Source organism: Acidovorax sp. 93, assembly GCF_003633835.1.
GTDB classification, from domain to species: domain Bacteria; phylum Pseudomonadota; class Gammaproteobacteria; order Burkholderiales; family Burkholderiaceae_C; genus Acidovorax; species Acidovorax facilis.
In genome coordinates this window covers 2378065-2392500 of the sequence record NZ_RBIT01000001.1, presented here as the reverse complement: position 1 = coordinate 2392500, position 14436 = coordinate 2378065, and the positions used below count along the sequence as shown (strand labels likewise).

General features: G+C 65.0%; 15 protein-coding genes and 1 pseudogene. 11 read left to right on the top strand and 5 right to left on the bottom strand.

Annotated features, from left to right (window positions below):
* Window positions 1-20: 20 nt before the first annotated feature.
* Window positions 21-1130 (bottom strand): GGDEF domain-containing protein, encoded by a 1110-nt coding sequence (locus tag C8C93_RS10890; RefSeq protein WP_121506906.1) that lies wholly within the window; start codon window positions 1128-1130, stop codon window positions 21-23.
* A 284-nt stretch (window positions 1131-1414) separates the two neighbouring features.
* Here C8C93_RS10890 and C8C93_RS10885 point away from each other — a divergent pair, with 284 nt between their 5' ends.
* From C8C93_RS10885 to C8C93_RS10850, 8 genes and pseudogenes are all read left to right on the top strand, one after another.
* Window positions 1415-2485: an ABC transporter ATP-binding protein gene (locus C8C93_RS10885; RefSeq protein ID WP_121508744.1), complete on the top strand. Its 1071-nt coding sequence runs from the start codon at window positions 1415-1417 to the stop codon at window positions 2483-2485.
* Between the two features lie 61 nt (window positions 2486-2546).
* Window positions 2547-3839 carry a PotD/PotF family extracellular solute-binding protein gene (locus C8C93_RS10880; protein WP_121506905.1) on the top strand — a complete coding sequence of 431 codons (1293 nt, stop codon included), beginning with the start codon at window positions 2547-2549 and terminating at the stop codon, window positions 3837-3839.
* Between the two features lie 190 nt (window positions 3840-4029).
* Window positions 4030-4944, top strand: a pseudogene (locus tag C8C93_RS10875) (ABC transporter permease).
* A 1-nt stretch (window position 4945) separates the two neighbouring features.
* Window positions 4946-5833, top strand: a complete 888-nt coding sequence (locus C8C93_RS10870; protein ID WP_055395267.1) for an ABC transporter permease — start codon at window positions 4946-4948, stop codon at window positions 5831-5833.
* A gap of 13 nt (window positions 5834-5846) precedes the next feature.
* A complete protein-coding gene (locus C8C93_RS10865) occupies window positions 5847-6608 on the top strand; it encodes a GntR family transcriptional regulator (RefSeq protein ID WP_121506904.1) in 762 nt (253 codons plus the stop codon).
* A gap of 16 nt (window positions 6609-6624) precedes the next feature.
* Entirely contained in the window at window positions 6625-7371 is a 747-nt protein-coding gene (locus C8C93_RS10860) for an aspartate/glutamate racemase family protein (protein WP_121506903.1), read from the top strand.
* A gap of 53 nt (window positions 7372-7424) precedes the next feature.
* A complete protein-coding gene (locus C8C93_RS10855; protein WP_056169497.1) occupies window positions 7425-7649 on the top strand; it encodes an AbrB/MazE/SpoVT family DNA-binding domain-containing protein in 225 nt (74 codons plus the stop codon).
* Window positions 7646-8038, top strand: coding sequence for a type II toxin-antitoxin system death-on-curing family toxin (locus tag C8C93_RS10850; protein ID WP_121506902.1), 393 nt, complete (start codon window positions 7646-7648; stop codon window positions 8036-8038). Before C8C93_RS10855 ends, C8C93_RS10850 begins: the two co-directional genes overlap by 4 nt.
* A gap of 89 nt (window positions 8039-8127) precedes the next feature.
* Here the strand turns inward: C8C93_RS10850 and nth are convergent, their stop codons facing one another.
* Entirely contained in the window at window positions 8128-8766 is a 639-nt protein-coding gene (gene nth / locus C8C93_RS10845) for an endonuclease III (protein ID WP_121506901.1), read from the bottom strand.
* An 87-nt stretch (window positions 8767-8853) separates the two neighbouring features.
* A complete protein-coding gene (locus C8C93_RS10840) occupies window positions 8854-9330 on the bottom strand; it encodes a GyrI-like domain-containing protein (protein WP_121506900.1) in 477 nt (158 codons plus the stop codon).
* Window positions 9331-9450: 120 nt separating this feature from the next.
* Here C8C93_RS10840 and C8C93_RS10835 point away from each other — a divergent pair, with 120 nt between their 5' ends.
* Both C8C93_RS10835 and C8C93_RS10830 read left to right on the top strand, forming a co-directional pair.
* Window positions 9451-10641, top strand: coding sequence for a PLP-dependent aminotransferase family protein (locus tag C8C93_RS10835; RefSeq protein WP_121419646.1), 1191 nt, complete (start codon window positions 9451-9453; stop codon window positions 10639-10641).
* A 7-nt stretch (window positions 10642-10648) separates the two neighbouring features.
* Window positions 10649-10876: a SlyX family protein gene (locus tag C8C93_RS10830; protein WP_015014770.1), complete on the top strand. Its 228-nt coding sequence runs from the start codon at window positions 10649-10651 to the stop codon at window positions 10874-10876.
* A gap of 14 nt (window positions 10877-10890) precedes the next feature.
* Here C8C93_RS10830 and C8C93_RS10825 read toward each other — a convergent pair whose 3' ends face one another.
* A complete protein-coding gene (locus tag C8C93_RS10825) occupies window positions 10891-11523 on the bottom strand; it encodes a TetR/AcrR family transcriptional regulator (RefSeq protein ID WP_121506899.1) in 633 nt (210 codons plus the stop codon).
* A gap of 97 nt (window positions 11524-11620) precedes the next feature.
* Here C8C93_RS10825 and C8C93_RS10820 point away from each other — a divergent pair, with 97 nt between their 5' ends.
* Window positions 11621-13675, top strand: a complete 2055-nt coding sequence (locus tag C8C93_RS10820; protein ID WP_121506898.1) for an NADPH-dependent 2,4-dienoyl-CoA reductase — start codon at window positions 11621-11623, stop codon at window positions 13673-13675.
* 96 nt (window positions 13676-13771) lie between these two features.
* Here C8C93_RS10820 and C8C93_RS10815 read toward each other — a convergent pair whose 3' ends face one another.
* The gene (locus tag C8C93_RS10815) at window positions 13772-14428 is read right to left on the bottom strand and encodes a 3'-5' exonuclease (RefSeq protein WP_121506897.1); all 657 of its coding nucleotides are present in this window, start codon (window positions 14426-14428) and stop codon (window positions 13772-13774) included.
* Window positions 14429-14436 lie beyond the last annotated feature (8 nt).

The following is a 14436-nucleotide window of genomic DNA, read 5'->3' as shown; positions in this document are numbered from 1 at the left end:
CTGGACTTCCCTGCGTCGTATCAAGCGATGCAGGTCCGGTTGCGCCCCTCGTTCTTGGCTCGGTACAGCGCCGCATCGGCACGCGACAGCATGGCATCCAGCGTTTCGTGGGGGGCGGTCCAGCTGGTCAGCCCGATGCTGACCTCGCAGTCCAGGGGATGGCCAGCGGACAGCGTGGCGTGGATGCGCTGGGCCACGCCCTGGGCGGCGGCAGTGTCTGCGTCGGGTAGCAGCACCAGAAACTCCTCGCCGCCGTACCGCCCCAGCCGATCCGCGCGGCGCAGCACCTGGCGGGTGCATTCTGCAAAATGCACCAGCACCGCATCGCCATGCTGGTGGCCTCGGGTGTCGTTCACGGCCTTGAAGTTGTCCAGGTCCACCATCATGATGGACGGCCCGTTGCCGTAGCGCTGTGCGCGCTCCAGCTCTTCATCGCAGCGCTGCAGCAGCGCTCGGCGGTTCAGTGTGTTGGTAAGGGAGTCGTGGGTGGCCAGGTGTTCCAGCTCGGTACGCAGGCGGTCGGTGGCCATGAGCACCGCGCCGATGGACAGCATGAGCACAGTGATCACATAGGCCCCGATGTACAGCGTCTGGAACAGCGAAGGCTCCATCAGGTCGGCACCGGCATTCCCGGTCACGATCGAGATCAGCCGCACGGCCAGCACCGCCATGTGCAGGGCCAGCACCACCTCCACCAGCCGCACGGGGAAGTTGCGCCCACCGTGGCGCAGCATGAAGCGCATCTGTGCGATGTAGATCACCTCCATGACCACCGTGAAGAAGCCGACCCGCATGGCGTAGTTGGGCGCCCAGTAAGTGAGCACGATGAACACCAGGGTGGTGCCCACCATCAGCCAGTTCCAGGGCCGCCAGACGGTTGGCTGCCCCATGAAGCTGCGCGTGCCCATGTAGTAGGTGACGGTGCCCAGCACCAGCAGTTGGTTGGCGAGCACCAGGCTGAGCCAGTCTGGGATGAGCCCGCGTGCGCCGAACAGCACGGTGGACACCAGCCACAGCAGCGGCGCTGCGGCCCAGGCGCCCACGCCGCGGATGGAGGGCGGGTAGTAGCGCCGCATGAACAGCAGCACGATCGCCATGATGGCGGACATGAAGCCCGCCATGGCAATCATCGAGCGTGGGTCGAGGTTCATGCGGCGAGCGCGGAAGGGCTGTACGTAAGAAATTGTTTCTTGATGCCGAGGCCAGTATAGCCACGCACCTGCGTGCGGAAGTAGGGTGATTTACTAAATCCCGCAGTGCACCGTGTGCACCACAACGAGCTGCGTGTGGGCCGCCTGTGGTGCACAAGCGCTTTGGTGCAGGTGCGATCGCGCACAGTGCTGGTGCATTTTGTATGCAAAACAAATAAAACATTGTGTACAAAGTTGGCACAGGCTTTGCGTACGGCAAGTTCATGCAAAGCCTTACCCCCGAGCCGACTCCGGCCGCCATCGAGATCGTCGCCCTCACCAAACGCTACGCCCAGGGCAAGCCGGCGGTGGATGCGATCAACCTGCGCATTGCCAGCGGGAGCTACTGCTGCCTGCTGGGCCCCTCGGGCTGCGGCAAGAGCACCACGCTGCGCATGATCGCAGGGCATGAGTCGGTGACCAGCGGAGACATCCTGCTGGAGAACCGCAACATCACTGACCTGCCCGCCGCCGCGCGCGGCACGGCCATGATGTTCCAGAGCTTTGCGCTGTTCCCGCACCTGTCTGCGCTGGACAACGTGGCTTTCAGCCTCAAGATGAAGGGCGTAGCCAAGGCCGAGCGCCAGGCCAAGGCGCGTGACCTGCTGGAGCGCGTCGCGATGGGCCACCTGGCCGAGCGAAAGCCCGCCGAACTCTCTGGCGGGCAGCAGCAGCGCGTAGCGCTGGCGCGGGCTCTCATCACCCAGCCGCGTGTCTTGCTGCTGGACGAACCTTTGTCGGCACTCGACCCCTTCCTGCGCATCCAGATGCGTGCCGAGCTGCGCCGCTGGCAAAAAGAGCTGGGCCTGACGTTTATCCATGTGACCCACAGCCAGGAAGAGGCTATGGCCCTGGCCGACACCATGGTGGTGATGAACCACGGTGTGATCGAGCAGGTGGGCAGCCCGCACGAGGTCTACAACCGGCCCGCCAGCGAATTCGTGGCGCGCTTCATGGGCGGGCACAACGTGATCGACACGCCCGAAGGCAAGGTGGGCGTGCGCACCGACCACCTGCAGATTGTCCCCGCCAGTGCCGAATTGCCCTGGGGTGCCCAGCGCATGCAGGCCGTGGTGACCGATGTGGAATACCAAGGCACCTACGTGCTGCTGGGCCTGCAAAAGCAGGGCGTGGCCTTGTCGGCCAACGCCACGGCGGCGTATTCGGTGATGGTGTCCGAGGCCACCTTTGCAGCGCGGCCCTACCAGGTGGGGCAGGGCGTGCAACTGCACTGGACGCCCGACCAGGCGCACCCGCTGTCCGTGCCCGCTCCCGCAATGGCCGTCGCCGCCTGACCGCGCCGCCATGTCCGCTCTTTTTTCACCCGTCCCCTTCCGCAACCCAAGGAGTTTTTCCATGTCCGATGCTTCCCGTGCTGATTCCCCTGTTGTTGTCTCCGATGCCACTGGAGTGGCGCGCCGCTCGTTGCTCAAGGGCACGGCGGGCATCCTGGCCGCTGGCATGTTCCCGGCCGTGCATGCGCAGGAAAAGATCGTGCTGCGCTACCTGGGCACGGCCGTGAACCAGGACAAGGCCATTGCCGAGAAGTTCAAGGCCGACACCGGCATCGAGATCCAGTACGTGGCCGTGACCACGGACGACGTCACCAAGCGCGCCGTGACCGCGCCCAACAGCTTTGACTTGATCGACACCGAGTACTTCTCGCTGAAAAAGATCGTGCCCACGGGCAACTTGAAGGGCATCGACACCAAGCGCATCAAGAACGCCGACAAGATCACCACGCTGTTCACCACCGGCCAGGTGGCAGGCAAGGCCGTGGGCGACCAGGGCACGGCGCCCAAGAAGGTGATCTACCTGGAGGGCGAAAAGTCCAAGAAATTTGCGACTGCGCCCACGCAGTTCATGAGCCTGATCCCCACCGTGTACAACGCTGACACGCTGGGCATCCGCCCCGACCTGATCAAGCGCCCCATCAACTCCTGGGCCGAGCTGCTCAACCCCGAGTTCAAGGGCAAGACCGCGATTTTGAACATCCCCTCCATCGGCATCATGGACGCCGCCATGGTGGTTGAGGCCATGGGCATCTACAAGTACCCCGACAAGGGCAACATGACCAAGAAGGAGATTGATCTCACGATCAAGACCCTGATCGAAGCCAAGAAGCAGGGCCAGTTCCGCGCGCTGTGGAAGGACTTCAACGAGTCGGTCAATCTCATGGCATCGGGCGAGGTGGTGATTCAGTCGATGTGGAGCCCAGCTGTGACGGCCGTGCGCACCAAGGGCATTGCGTGCAACTTCCAGCCGCTCAAGGAAGGCTACCGCGCCTGGGCTGCCGGCTTCGGCCTGCCGGCCACGCTGTCGGGCCGCAAGCTCGACGGCGCCTACGAGTTCATCAACTGGTTCCTGGACGGCTGGGCCGGCGCCTACCTGAACCGCCAGGGCTACTACAGCGCCGTGCTGGAAACCGCCAAGTCCAAGATGGAAGCCTACGAGTGGGCCTACTGGATGGAAGGCAAGCCCGCCACGCAGGACATCAAGAGCCCCAATGGCGACGTGCTGGCCAAGTCCGGCGCGGTGCGCGACGGCGGCAGCTACGAGTCGCGCATGGGCGGCATTGCCTGCTGGAACGCGCTGATGGACGAGAACAACTACATGGTCCAAAAATGGAATGAATTCGTCGCGGCGTAGAAGTTTCACCCCCTGAGGCGCTGCGCGCCTTCACCCCTCTCTCGACCCGCTGCGCGGGTCGGGAGGGGGACGCCCCCGGTGCGGCGGGGCGGCCCTTGCACGGGGGCACTGGCCTTTGGCCGCGCCAGTTTCAAGGATTGAGACGAAACGCCGAGCTGCGGATATCTGATACCGATTGTTTGCAAACACCATGAGCACAACCCACACACCGACCTTGCCTGCTGCTGCCGTCCCCGGCCGCAGCATTGCCGCCTGGTGGCAGGCTGCGCCGTTCACGCTGGTGTTCGCGCTGTTTTTCCTGATTCCGCTGACGTTGATCGTGATGGTCAGCTTCTGGGACTTCAATGAGTACGAGTTGCTGCCGGGCTTCACGTTCAAGAACTACGTGTCCATCTTTGACGGCTGCAGTGACGTGTCCGACGGGCTGTGCGTCACGCTCAAGACGTATTGGTCCACGCTCAAGTTCAGTTTTCTGGTGTGGCTGATCACGCTGGTGATCGGCTTCACCGTCGCCTACTTTCTAGCCTTCCATGTGCGCTCTTCGGGCATGCAGACGCTGCTGTTCGTGCTGTGCACCATTCCGTTCTGGACATCGAACGTGATCCGCATGATCTCGTGGGTGCCGCTGCTGGGGCGCAATGGGTTGGTCAACCAGACGCTGATGGGCATGAACCTCATCGAAACACCTGTGGAGTGACTGCTGTTCTCGGACTTCTCGGTGGTGCTGGCCTTTGTGCACCTGTACACCATGTTCATGATCGTGCCCATCTTCAACAGCATGATGCGCATTGACCGCAGCCTCATCGAGGCCGCCAGCGACAGCGGTGCGAGTGGCTGGCAGACGCTGTGGAACGTGATCGTTCCGCTGTCGCGCACCGGCATCATCATCGGGTCCATCTTTGTGATCACCATCGTCATGGGCGACTTCGTCACCATCGGCGTGATGGGCGGCCAGCAGATCGCCTCCATCGGCAAGATCATCCAGGTGCAGACGTCCTACCTGCAGTTCCCGCTGGCGGCGGCCAATGCGGTGATTTTGCTGGCGGTGGTGCTGATGATCATCTGGGGCCTCACGCGCCTCGTCGATATCCGCAAGGAGCTGTGAGATGAAAGTGCGCGATTCCCGCCCCGCCAGCTTCTGGCCCCTGGCCATCTTCTTTGCGCTGTTCGTGCTGTTCATGTACGGGCCCATGTTCGTCATCTTCATCCTGAGCTTCCAGGGGCCAGAAGGTGGGCTCACGTTTCCTATGCGCGGCGTGTCGTTGCACTGGTTCACCAAGCTGGCCGAGGGCCTGGGCGTGGTGGACATCGGTGCGGCGCTGTGGCGCTCACTGGGTCTGGGTGTGGCGGTGATGCTGTGCACCGTGGTGTTGTCGGTGCTGGCCGGGCTGGCGTTTCGCAAGCGGCTGGCGGGCGGCAACACGCTGTTCTTCATCGTGGTGGCCAGCCTCATCATGCCGTCCATCATCGTGTCGCTGGGCATCGGGCTGGAGTTCCGGCTTATCGACAACGGCATCAAGGCGGCCCTTGAATGGCTGGGCATGGAGAGTGCGCTGGAGGGCTACGGCACGTCGCTGGGCCTGTTCACCTCGGCCCTGGGCGCGCACCTGACCTGGACGCTGCCGTTTGGCCTGCTCATCATGTTTGCGGTGTTCAACCGCTTCAACCCTGCGTACGAAGAAGCCGCACGCGACCTGGGCGCCACGCCCTGGCAGGGCTTTGCGCATGTGGTGCTGCCGCTGATCGCTCCCTCGGTCGTGGGCATTGGCATGTTCGGCTTCACGCTCAGCTGGGACGAGATCGCCCGCACCTCGCAGGCCATTGGCGACGTGAACACGCTGCCGCTGGAGCTGCAGGGCCTCACCAGCACAGTGACCACTCCCTCCATCTACGCACTGGGAACGCTGACCACCGTGGTCTCCTTCGTTGTCATGGGTATCACGCTGGCGCTGGTGTGGGCCTTGGGCCGCAGGCGCAAGGGCCGTTCGGGGTAAAAACGGCGCCCTTATGACAACCACCCTCCCCAAGCCCCGGCGCGCGCGCGCTGCGGTCACCGAACCGCCCGTGCAGCCCGACACGACAGGCCAGCTCAGCGACAACGACATGTACGACCGCATGATCTCGGCCATCCTCGACCACCGCCTGCCACCCGGCACCAAGCTGGTGGAAGACAAGCTGGCGGCTGCCTTCGGGGTCTCCCGCACGCGGGTGCGGCCTGTGCTGGTGCGGCTGGCCAACGAGCAGGTCGTCACGCTCACACCCAACCGGGGCGCATCGATAGCGCAGCCCACGCCGCAAGAGGCGCTGGAAGTGTTCGAGGCCCGCCGCCTGCTGGAGCCGCGCCTGGTGGAGCTGTTCATCGCCAACGCCACCGATGCCGACATCGCCGCACTGCGCACCTGCATCGACGACGAAGAGGCCGCGCGCGCCAGCGGTGACATGCGTCGTGCGATCCGCCTGTCGGGTGATTTCCACCTGCACATCGCGCAGGCCGCAGGGCACCAGACGCTGGGCCGTATCCTGCGCGAGCTGGTCTCGCGCACCTCGCTCATCCTCATGACTTACAGCCCCAGCCACGCGCGCGAACGCGAAGAGGCCACCGCCTGCGGCTGCCGCGAGCACCGGGCGTTGATTGATGCGATCCGCCTGCGCGATGCGCGCGAGGCCGCGCGCCTCATGCTCAAGCATTTGGCGCGCATTGAAACGCAGCTGGAGTTCACGCCACCGGCTGCCGACACGCCCGACCTGGCGCAACTGCTGGGCGCCTGAATCCTGCCACCTTGTTATGCGCCAACTGCTCGTCATCAACCCCAATACATCGGCCAGCGTCAGCAACTTGCTTCAGCGGCATGTGCAGGCTGCAGCGGGCTTGCATGTAGCGGTGCGCACGGCCACGGCGCGTTTCGGCGCCCCCTACATCGCCTGCGAGGCCAGCTATGCAGTGGCGGCCCACGCCGCGCTGGATGCCTGGGCGAATGAACTGTCACAACACCAGCCGCAGCCTGATGCCGTGCTGATAGGCTGTTTTGGCGACCCGGGCCTGATGGCGCTGCGCGAAAGCAGCCCCGTGCCTGTGACTGGGCTGGCCGAAGCGTCTTTCATCGAAGCCGCTCGCCACGGGCGCTATGCCATCGTTACGGGCGGCGAGCGCTGGGGACCCATGCTGCAGCGCCTGGCGCAGGCGCTGGGCCACGCGCACGCGCTGGCTGGAATCCACACCGTGGCACCCACCGGCGCTCAGCTGGCCGCCGACCCCGAAGCCGCCCGCACACTGCTCGCCCAGGCCTGCCGCGACGTGGTGCGGCAAATGGGTGTGCAGGCCGTCATCCTGGGCGGGGCGGGGCTGGCCGGCATGGCTGCTCTGGTGCAGCCGCAGGTGACGGTACCGGTGATCGATAGTGTGGTGGCTGGTGCCACCTGGGCGCTGCGTGCGCACCCCGTGCCTCCAGAGCGCAAAGTGCCTGGATTCGATGTGGCGTGGGCGGGGGTGTCGGGGGAGATGACAGCGCTGGGAGTGGCCGGGGTGGTTTGACGCGGGGTGGTAGAAAGTCTAGTATTACGTTTGTAATTACTCGGAGGTTTCCCATGCACACTCTCAAACTCACCCAGGTGGGCAACTCTGTCGGCGCGATTTTCCCAAAGGAACTGCTGGCGCGGTTGCAGCTGGAAAAGGGAGACGAGCTGTATGTGACGGAATCGCCTGACGGTTTGCGGATCACCACCCACAACCCCGAATTTGAAGCGCAGATGCGCGTGGCGCGCGAGATCATGAAAGAGCGCCGGGCCGTACTGCACGAGCTGGCCAAATGAGCGAATGGGTCTGGCTGAACCGCGCCGTCATCATTGCCATCCACGAAGTGCAGCTGGCCGAACATGGGGGCGGGACAGGCGTCCGCGATGCGGGTTTGCTGGATTCGGCCCTGGGCAAGCCGCAGCAGCTGAACAACTATGGCGAGCCGCCGCCTGATGCAGCCGCGCTGGCAGCCTCGTATGGCTATGGAATTTCGCGCAACCATCCGTTTATTGATGGAAACAAGCGAACGGGCTATGTGGCGGCCGAATTGTTTCTGCGGCTCAATGGCTGGAGGCTTAACGCTGACGATGCATCGTGTGTGGTCACCATGCTAGGTGTTGCCGCTGGCGATATCACCGAAGAGGCCTTCGCCGCCTGGCTGCGGGCACATGCCGTCGCTTGCTAACGGAGGTTCCAGGCATTTTCCGTTCTAGCGCTTGACCAATAAGCGCTAGTTGCTATAAAAAAAGAAGCAATTTGCCTGGTTCGTTTAACTCAAGGCGCCAACGTCTTCGGCTGGTAGTCGCAATACCTGCTCACCGCACACTCCCAGCAGCGTGGCTTGCGTGCCTGGCACACGTAGCGGCCGTGCAGGATGAGCCAGTGGTGCGAATCCACCGCATACTCGGCGGGCACGCGCCTCATCAGCTGCAGCTCCACCGCCAGCGGGTTCTTGCCGGGCGCGAGGCCCGTGCGGTTGCTTACGCGAAAGATGTGCGTATCGACCGCCATGGTCGGCTCGCCGAAGGCCACGTTCAGCACCACATTGGCCGTTTTGCGGCCCACACCGGGCAGGGCTTCCAGGGCTTCGCGCGTGCGCGGTACCTGGCCCCCATGCTGCTCCACCAGGATGCGGCAGGTCTCCATCAGGTTCTTGGCCTTGGTGCGGTACAGGCCGATGGTCTTGACATAGCCCTCCAGTCGCTCAAGCCCCAGGTCCAGGATGGCCTGCGGAGTGCCCGCTACTGGGAACAGCTTGCGCGTGGCCTTGTTCACGCCCACGTCCGTGGCCTGGGCCGACAGCAGCACGGCAGCCAGCAGCTCGAACGGCGTCGTGTATTCGAGCTCCGTGTTGGGCATGGGGTTGGCGGCCTTCAAGGTGGCAAAGAAAGGCTCGATGTCAGACGTCTTCATGGGGGCGGGGTGTGTCGTTTATGTACTGCGGCATGCGGGGCTGCGCCCGCGCCTGCATCGTTTTCGCGAGGGTTAGAACGAACTGCCTCAGTGGGTGCGCTGCACCGCCAGGCACAGCCAGCAGGGGAACGCGCCGGTGGCGGGGTTGACGGCAAAGTCTTCGTCGTAGACCTCGATGGCGGGCCGAGGGGCAGCTTCCCAACCTGCGGGGATCTGGCCCGGGGCCATCATGCTGGCCCAGGCCGCGCCGATCTCGGGCCCGGTACCGACGAAACGCAGGCAGGCGTAATCGCCACCGGCAAAGTCCTGGATCATGGCCTCGGTGCCGGTGCGCAGGCCCACGCCCACCTGCACGCAGGCGTCGTAGCGGCATTGCGCGGGCGGGGTGCATGCGGGGTTGTCCAGGCTGATGCCGTAGTACTTGGGGCGTGGCTCGCTCAAACGATTTGCTTCGCACCAGCGGCCGAACCGCTCCCAAAGTTGCGTGAGCGAGGGGCTATAAGGGCCTGTCTGGCGCATATAGGCAAGGCGCATGCGGGGCAACTGACGGATTTCGAGGGGCATAGTTGGTCTCGGTAGTTGTGCGGTGGGCCAGGTTTTTGCCCTCGCAGTCTAAGCCGCAGGAAACCTGCACGGCAATTGGCGACAATGCGGAATCCTTTGCCACCAACTCCTGCCCACGCCATGCAATTCGCCGACCGCCTGAACAACGTAGAAACCTCCGCCATCCGCGAACTCTTCAAGCTGCTGGGCAAGCCCGGCATCATCAGCTTTGCGGGCGGCTTCCCTGACAGCGCCATGTTCGACGTGGAGGGCATCCGCGCCGCCAGCAACGCCGCCCTGGCCGAAGAACCCGGCGCCGCGCTGCAATACGGTGCGACCGAAGGCTACAACCCATTGCGCGAGCAACTGGCCGCCTTCATGGCCAGCAAGGGCGCGAAGGACGTGGCAGCCGACAACCTCATCGTCACCACCGGCAGCCAGCAGGCGCTGGACCTGCTGGGCAAGACGCTCATCAGCCCCGGCGACAAGGTGATCGTGGAAGGCCCGACCTTCCTGGCCACCATCCAGTGCTTTCGCCTGTATGGCGCCGAACTCATCAGCGCGCCCATCGATGGCAACGGCGTGAAGACCGATGAGCTGGAAAAGCTCATCGCCGAGCACAAACCCAAGTTCGTCTACCTGATCCCCACCTTCGGCAACCCCAGCGGTGCCATGCTGAGCCTGGAACGCCGCAAGGCCGTGCTGGAGATGGCCGTCAAGCACAACACGCTGATCGTCGAAGACGATCCTTATGGCGACCTGTACTTTGGCGATGCACCCCCGCCCAGTCTGCTCAACCTGTCGGCCACCGTGCCCGGCAGCCGCGATCTGCTGGTGCACTGCGGCAGCTTGAGCAAGGTGCTGTCGCCCGGCCTGCGCGTGGGCTGGATGATTGCCCCCGCCGAGCTGCTGGGCAAAGCCACCATGTGCAAGCAGTTCAGCGATGCACACACCAGCACCTTTGCCCAGGCCACGGCCGCGCAGTACCTCAAGGCCGGCCGCATGCCTGGCACGCTGGCCCATGTGCGCAAGGTGTACGCCGAGCGCGCGCAGGCCATGGGCGATGCGCTGCGCAAGGAGCTGGGGGACGCCATCGAGTTTGTGCAGCCCCAGGGCGGCCTGTTTGTGTGGGCGCGCCTGACGGGTGCTGGCGGCAAGGTGGCTGACGGCAATGTGCTGGCCAAGCGCGCGATTGAAAAGGGTGTGGCCTTTGTGCCCGGCACGCCGTTCTTCTGCGCCAACCCCGACCACGCCACCTTCCGCCTGTCGTTCGCCACGGCCGATGTGGACAAGATCCGCGAAGGCGTGGCGCGCCTGGGCCAGGCCATCTGAAGCGTCGATGTCTGACGCCAACGATCTCGCCAACGTTCTCCAGCGCCTAGAAAGCCTGGAGATCAAGGCCAGCTTTACCGAAGACCTGCTGGACCAGTTGAACATGACCATCTACCAGCAGCAGCAACTGATCGACCGGTTGACGCACGAGGTCATCCAGTTGCGCCAGCAGGCGCCCGAAGGTGGCTCGAACGGCCCGCGCAACCTGCGCGACGAGCTGCCGCCGCATTACTGATCGGATCGCTCGGTCTACGCCCTGACGGACCGCCACGCTGCGTCCGCCAGCTCTGCGCGGTACGTGGTGGGCGAGGGCAGGCCGCCCTGGCCTGCATTGCCTGACAGCCACGCCCTGCAATAGCTCTGCACCGGCCCCATCACCAGCGACGGCATCAGCTCGCACGGCAGGTTGCGCAGCGCGCCCGATTGGCGGTGGGGCTCGAACCAGGCCACCAGCGCCTGGTTGCGGCGCCGCGCGGCTTCGGCCAGGTCGGGCGTGCGCGGGCCAGCGGCCACGGCGCCCCGGGACTGGAACATGAACCGGGCCCGCTCTGGCTGCGCCACCACCCAGTCCAGATAGCCGGTGACCAGGGCGTGCACGCCCGCCTCTACGCCCTGGGCGGCATCGAGCTGCGCCTGCACGCTGCGAGACTGGTCGTGAAAGATGTCAAAGAACAGCGCCGCCACGATGCCGTCGCGGTTGCCAAAGTGGTGATAAATGCTGCCCACGCTGGCCCCGCAGCGCGCACGCACGCCGTCGATGGTCACCGCGTCCACGCCCCCTTCGGCCGCGCAGGCCAGGGCGGCGTTCAGGATGTCCTGGCGGCGGTCGGTGGTTGCGTCGGCAGGGGATGAGGTGGTGGTCGAGGAATTGCGGCTTGCCATGGAACGGGATTCTAGAATAAAGTTCTAGAAAATACTTCTAGTCCACGATCCTTCCATGCATTCCTCTCCTATTGCCGCCCCTGCAGCCGCTGCCTCCATGCCCGGCACTGCCTTGTATCCGCACCTGCTTGCCCCGCTCGATCTGGGCTTCATCACCCTCAAGAACCGTGTGCTCATGGGCTCCATGCACACCGGGCTGGAGGACGGGCGCGACCTGTCTCGCATGGCGGCGTACTTCCGCGAGCGGGCCGAGGGGGATGTGGGCCTGATCGTGACGGGTGGCTTTGCGCCCAACATCGCGGGCTGGGCCAAGCCGTTTGCGGGCACGCTGGCGACCTCGGGCGCCGCCAAACGCCACCGCGTGGTGACCGACGCCGTGCACGGTGCGGGCGGCAAGATCGCGCTGCAAATCCTGCACACGGGGCGCTACGCCTACCATCCGCTGGCGGTGGCGCCCTCGCGGCTGCAGTCGCCCATCTCGCCGTTCACACCGTTCGCGCTGTCGGCGCGCGGGGTGGAGCGGCAAATTCGTGCGTTTGTGAACTGTGCCGTGAAAGCGCGCGAGGCGGGCTACGACGGCGTGGAGGTGATGGGATCGGAGGGCTATTTCATCAACCAGTTCCTGTCGCAAACCACCAACCTGCGCACCGATGCCTGGGGCGGCGACTACAGCCACCGCATGCGCCTGCCGGTGGAGATCCTGGCCCGCATGCGCGAGGCCGTTGGCAAGGACTTCATCATCATCTACCGCCTGTCGATGATCGACCTGGTGCCCGGCGGCAGTGCGTGGGACGAGATCGTCACCCTGGGCAAGGCCGTCGCTACGGGCGGGGCCAACATCGTCAACACCGGCATCGGCTGGCACGAGGCGCGGGTGCCCACTATTGCCACCAGCGTGCCGCGCGCAGCGTTTGCCTGGGTCACGCAGAAGATGAAAGCCGAGTTTGCGGCGGCGGGCATTTCCACGCCGCTGGTCACCTCCAACCGCATCAACACGCCCGAGGTGGCCGAGCAGGTGCTGGCCGATGGCTGCGCCGACATGGTGTCGATGGCGCGGCCACTGCTGGCTGATGCGGCGTTTGTGAAAAAGGCCGCCGAGGGTCGGGCAGACCGCATCAACACCTGCATCGCGTGCAACCAAGCCTGCCTGGACCACGTGTTCCAGAACAAGACCAGCAGCTGTCTGGTGAACCCGCGCGCTTGCCACGAGACCGAACTGGTGTACCGCCCGGTGTCGTCGCGCAAGCGTGTGGCGGTGGTGGGCGCAGGGCCAGCGGGCCTGACCGCCGCCACCGTGGCCGCCGAACGCGGGCACGAGGTGCATCTGTTCGACGCCGCGCCCGCCATCGGTGGTCAGCTCAACATGGCCAAGGTGATTCCTGGCAAGGAAGAGTTCCACGAAATGCTGCGCTACCTGGCCACGCGGGTGGAGGACACAGGCGTGCAATTGCACCTGAACCAGCGCGTGTTGGCCACCGACCTGGCGGGCTATGACGAAGTGGTGATTGCCACGGGTGTGGAGCCACGCGACCCGAAGATCCCCGGCCAGGACCACCCCAAGGTGCTGAGCTACATCGACGTGCTGCGCCATGGCAAGCCGGTGGGTGAGCGCGTGGCCATCATCGGCGCGGGCGGCATCGGCTTCGATGTGGCCGAGTTCCTCACGCACGGCGAGCACCCCTCCACCACGCTCGATTTGCCCGCCTGGAAGGCCGAATGGGGCATCACCGACCCGGCCGAGGCGCGCGGTGGTCTGGCGCCCAGCGGCCCGCGCGTCACGCCCCCCGCACGGCAGGTCACGCTGCTGCAGCGCAAGAAGGGCAAGCTGGGCGGCGGCCTGGGCAAGACCACGGGCTGGATTCACCGCACCACGCTCAAGATGAAAGCGGTGCAGATGGTGAGCGGCGTGAACTACGAGCGCATTGCCGACGAGGGGCTGCTGGTGTCATACGGCGACAAGCGCGAAGACCCCACCTGGATTGCGTGCGACACCGTGGTGCTGTGCGCGGGGCAGGTGCCCCTCTTCAGCCTGGCGCAGGAACTGGAGGCTGCCGGCCGCAAGCCGCACCGAATTGGTGGCGCGCTGGAAGCTGGCGAGCTGGATGCCAAGCGCGCTATCGACCAGGCGGCGAGGCTGGCGGCGCGTTTGTGAGGGGAGCGCGGCCAGAATCTAAGAAAAATTGGCTGCTAGCGCTTGATGGATAAGCGCTAGCAGCTATTATTTTGATAGTAAATGGCTGCTGCCTGGCTATGCGCCTTGATGCGTGGCAGAGCCCTCCAGCGCGTTGAACACCCGCAGCGCTGCCCACGCATCGTTGGCTGCGTAGACCAGTTGGGCCTCAGTCAGCCGGGCGTTGGCCCAGTTCGATGTCGCGGCTTTCTTGGACTTGATGAAGCGCTTGTTGAACAGCACGGCCACGGCGCCTTTCACGCCCATGTCTTTGCGGTAACCACGCTGGCGGAACACGGTGTTGAGCTCCAGCACATCGGCTGGTTGCACGCCCAGTTTGTGCTGGATGCGTTTGGTGTCATCCCCCAGCCCAAAGCCCGCCTTGGTCACGCCGCGCAGGGCCAGCAGCTCGGCCACGCGGGCACGGCAACCGGGGTCGTGCAGCTGGAACACCCAGGCGGTTTCCAGCGTGGCCAGCTGCACGATGTGGGGCCCGTCGGACTGTTCGCCCTGCACAAAGGTGGGTTTGGATTCGGTGTCGAACCCCCAGGCGCTGGCCGCTGCCAGGGCATCACAGGCCTTGTCGGCCTGTTCTGGGGTGGCAACGAGGCTGATGCGGTCCGCGCCCAGGCGCTCGAAAGGTTCCAGCAGGGCGATCTGGTCTTTGTCGGGGGTGCTGCGGTGGGCGGTGCGCGAAGGCGGGTGGGTGCGCTGGGGAGGGGGAGATGCCGTCATGGGCCCAT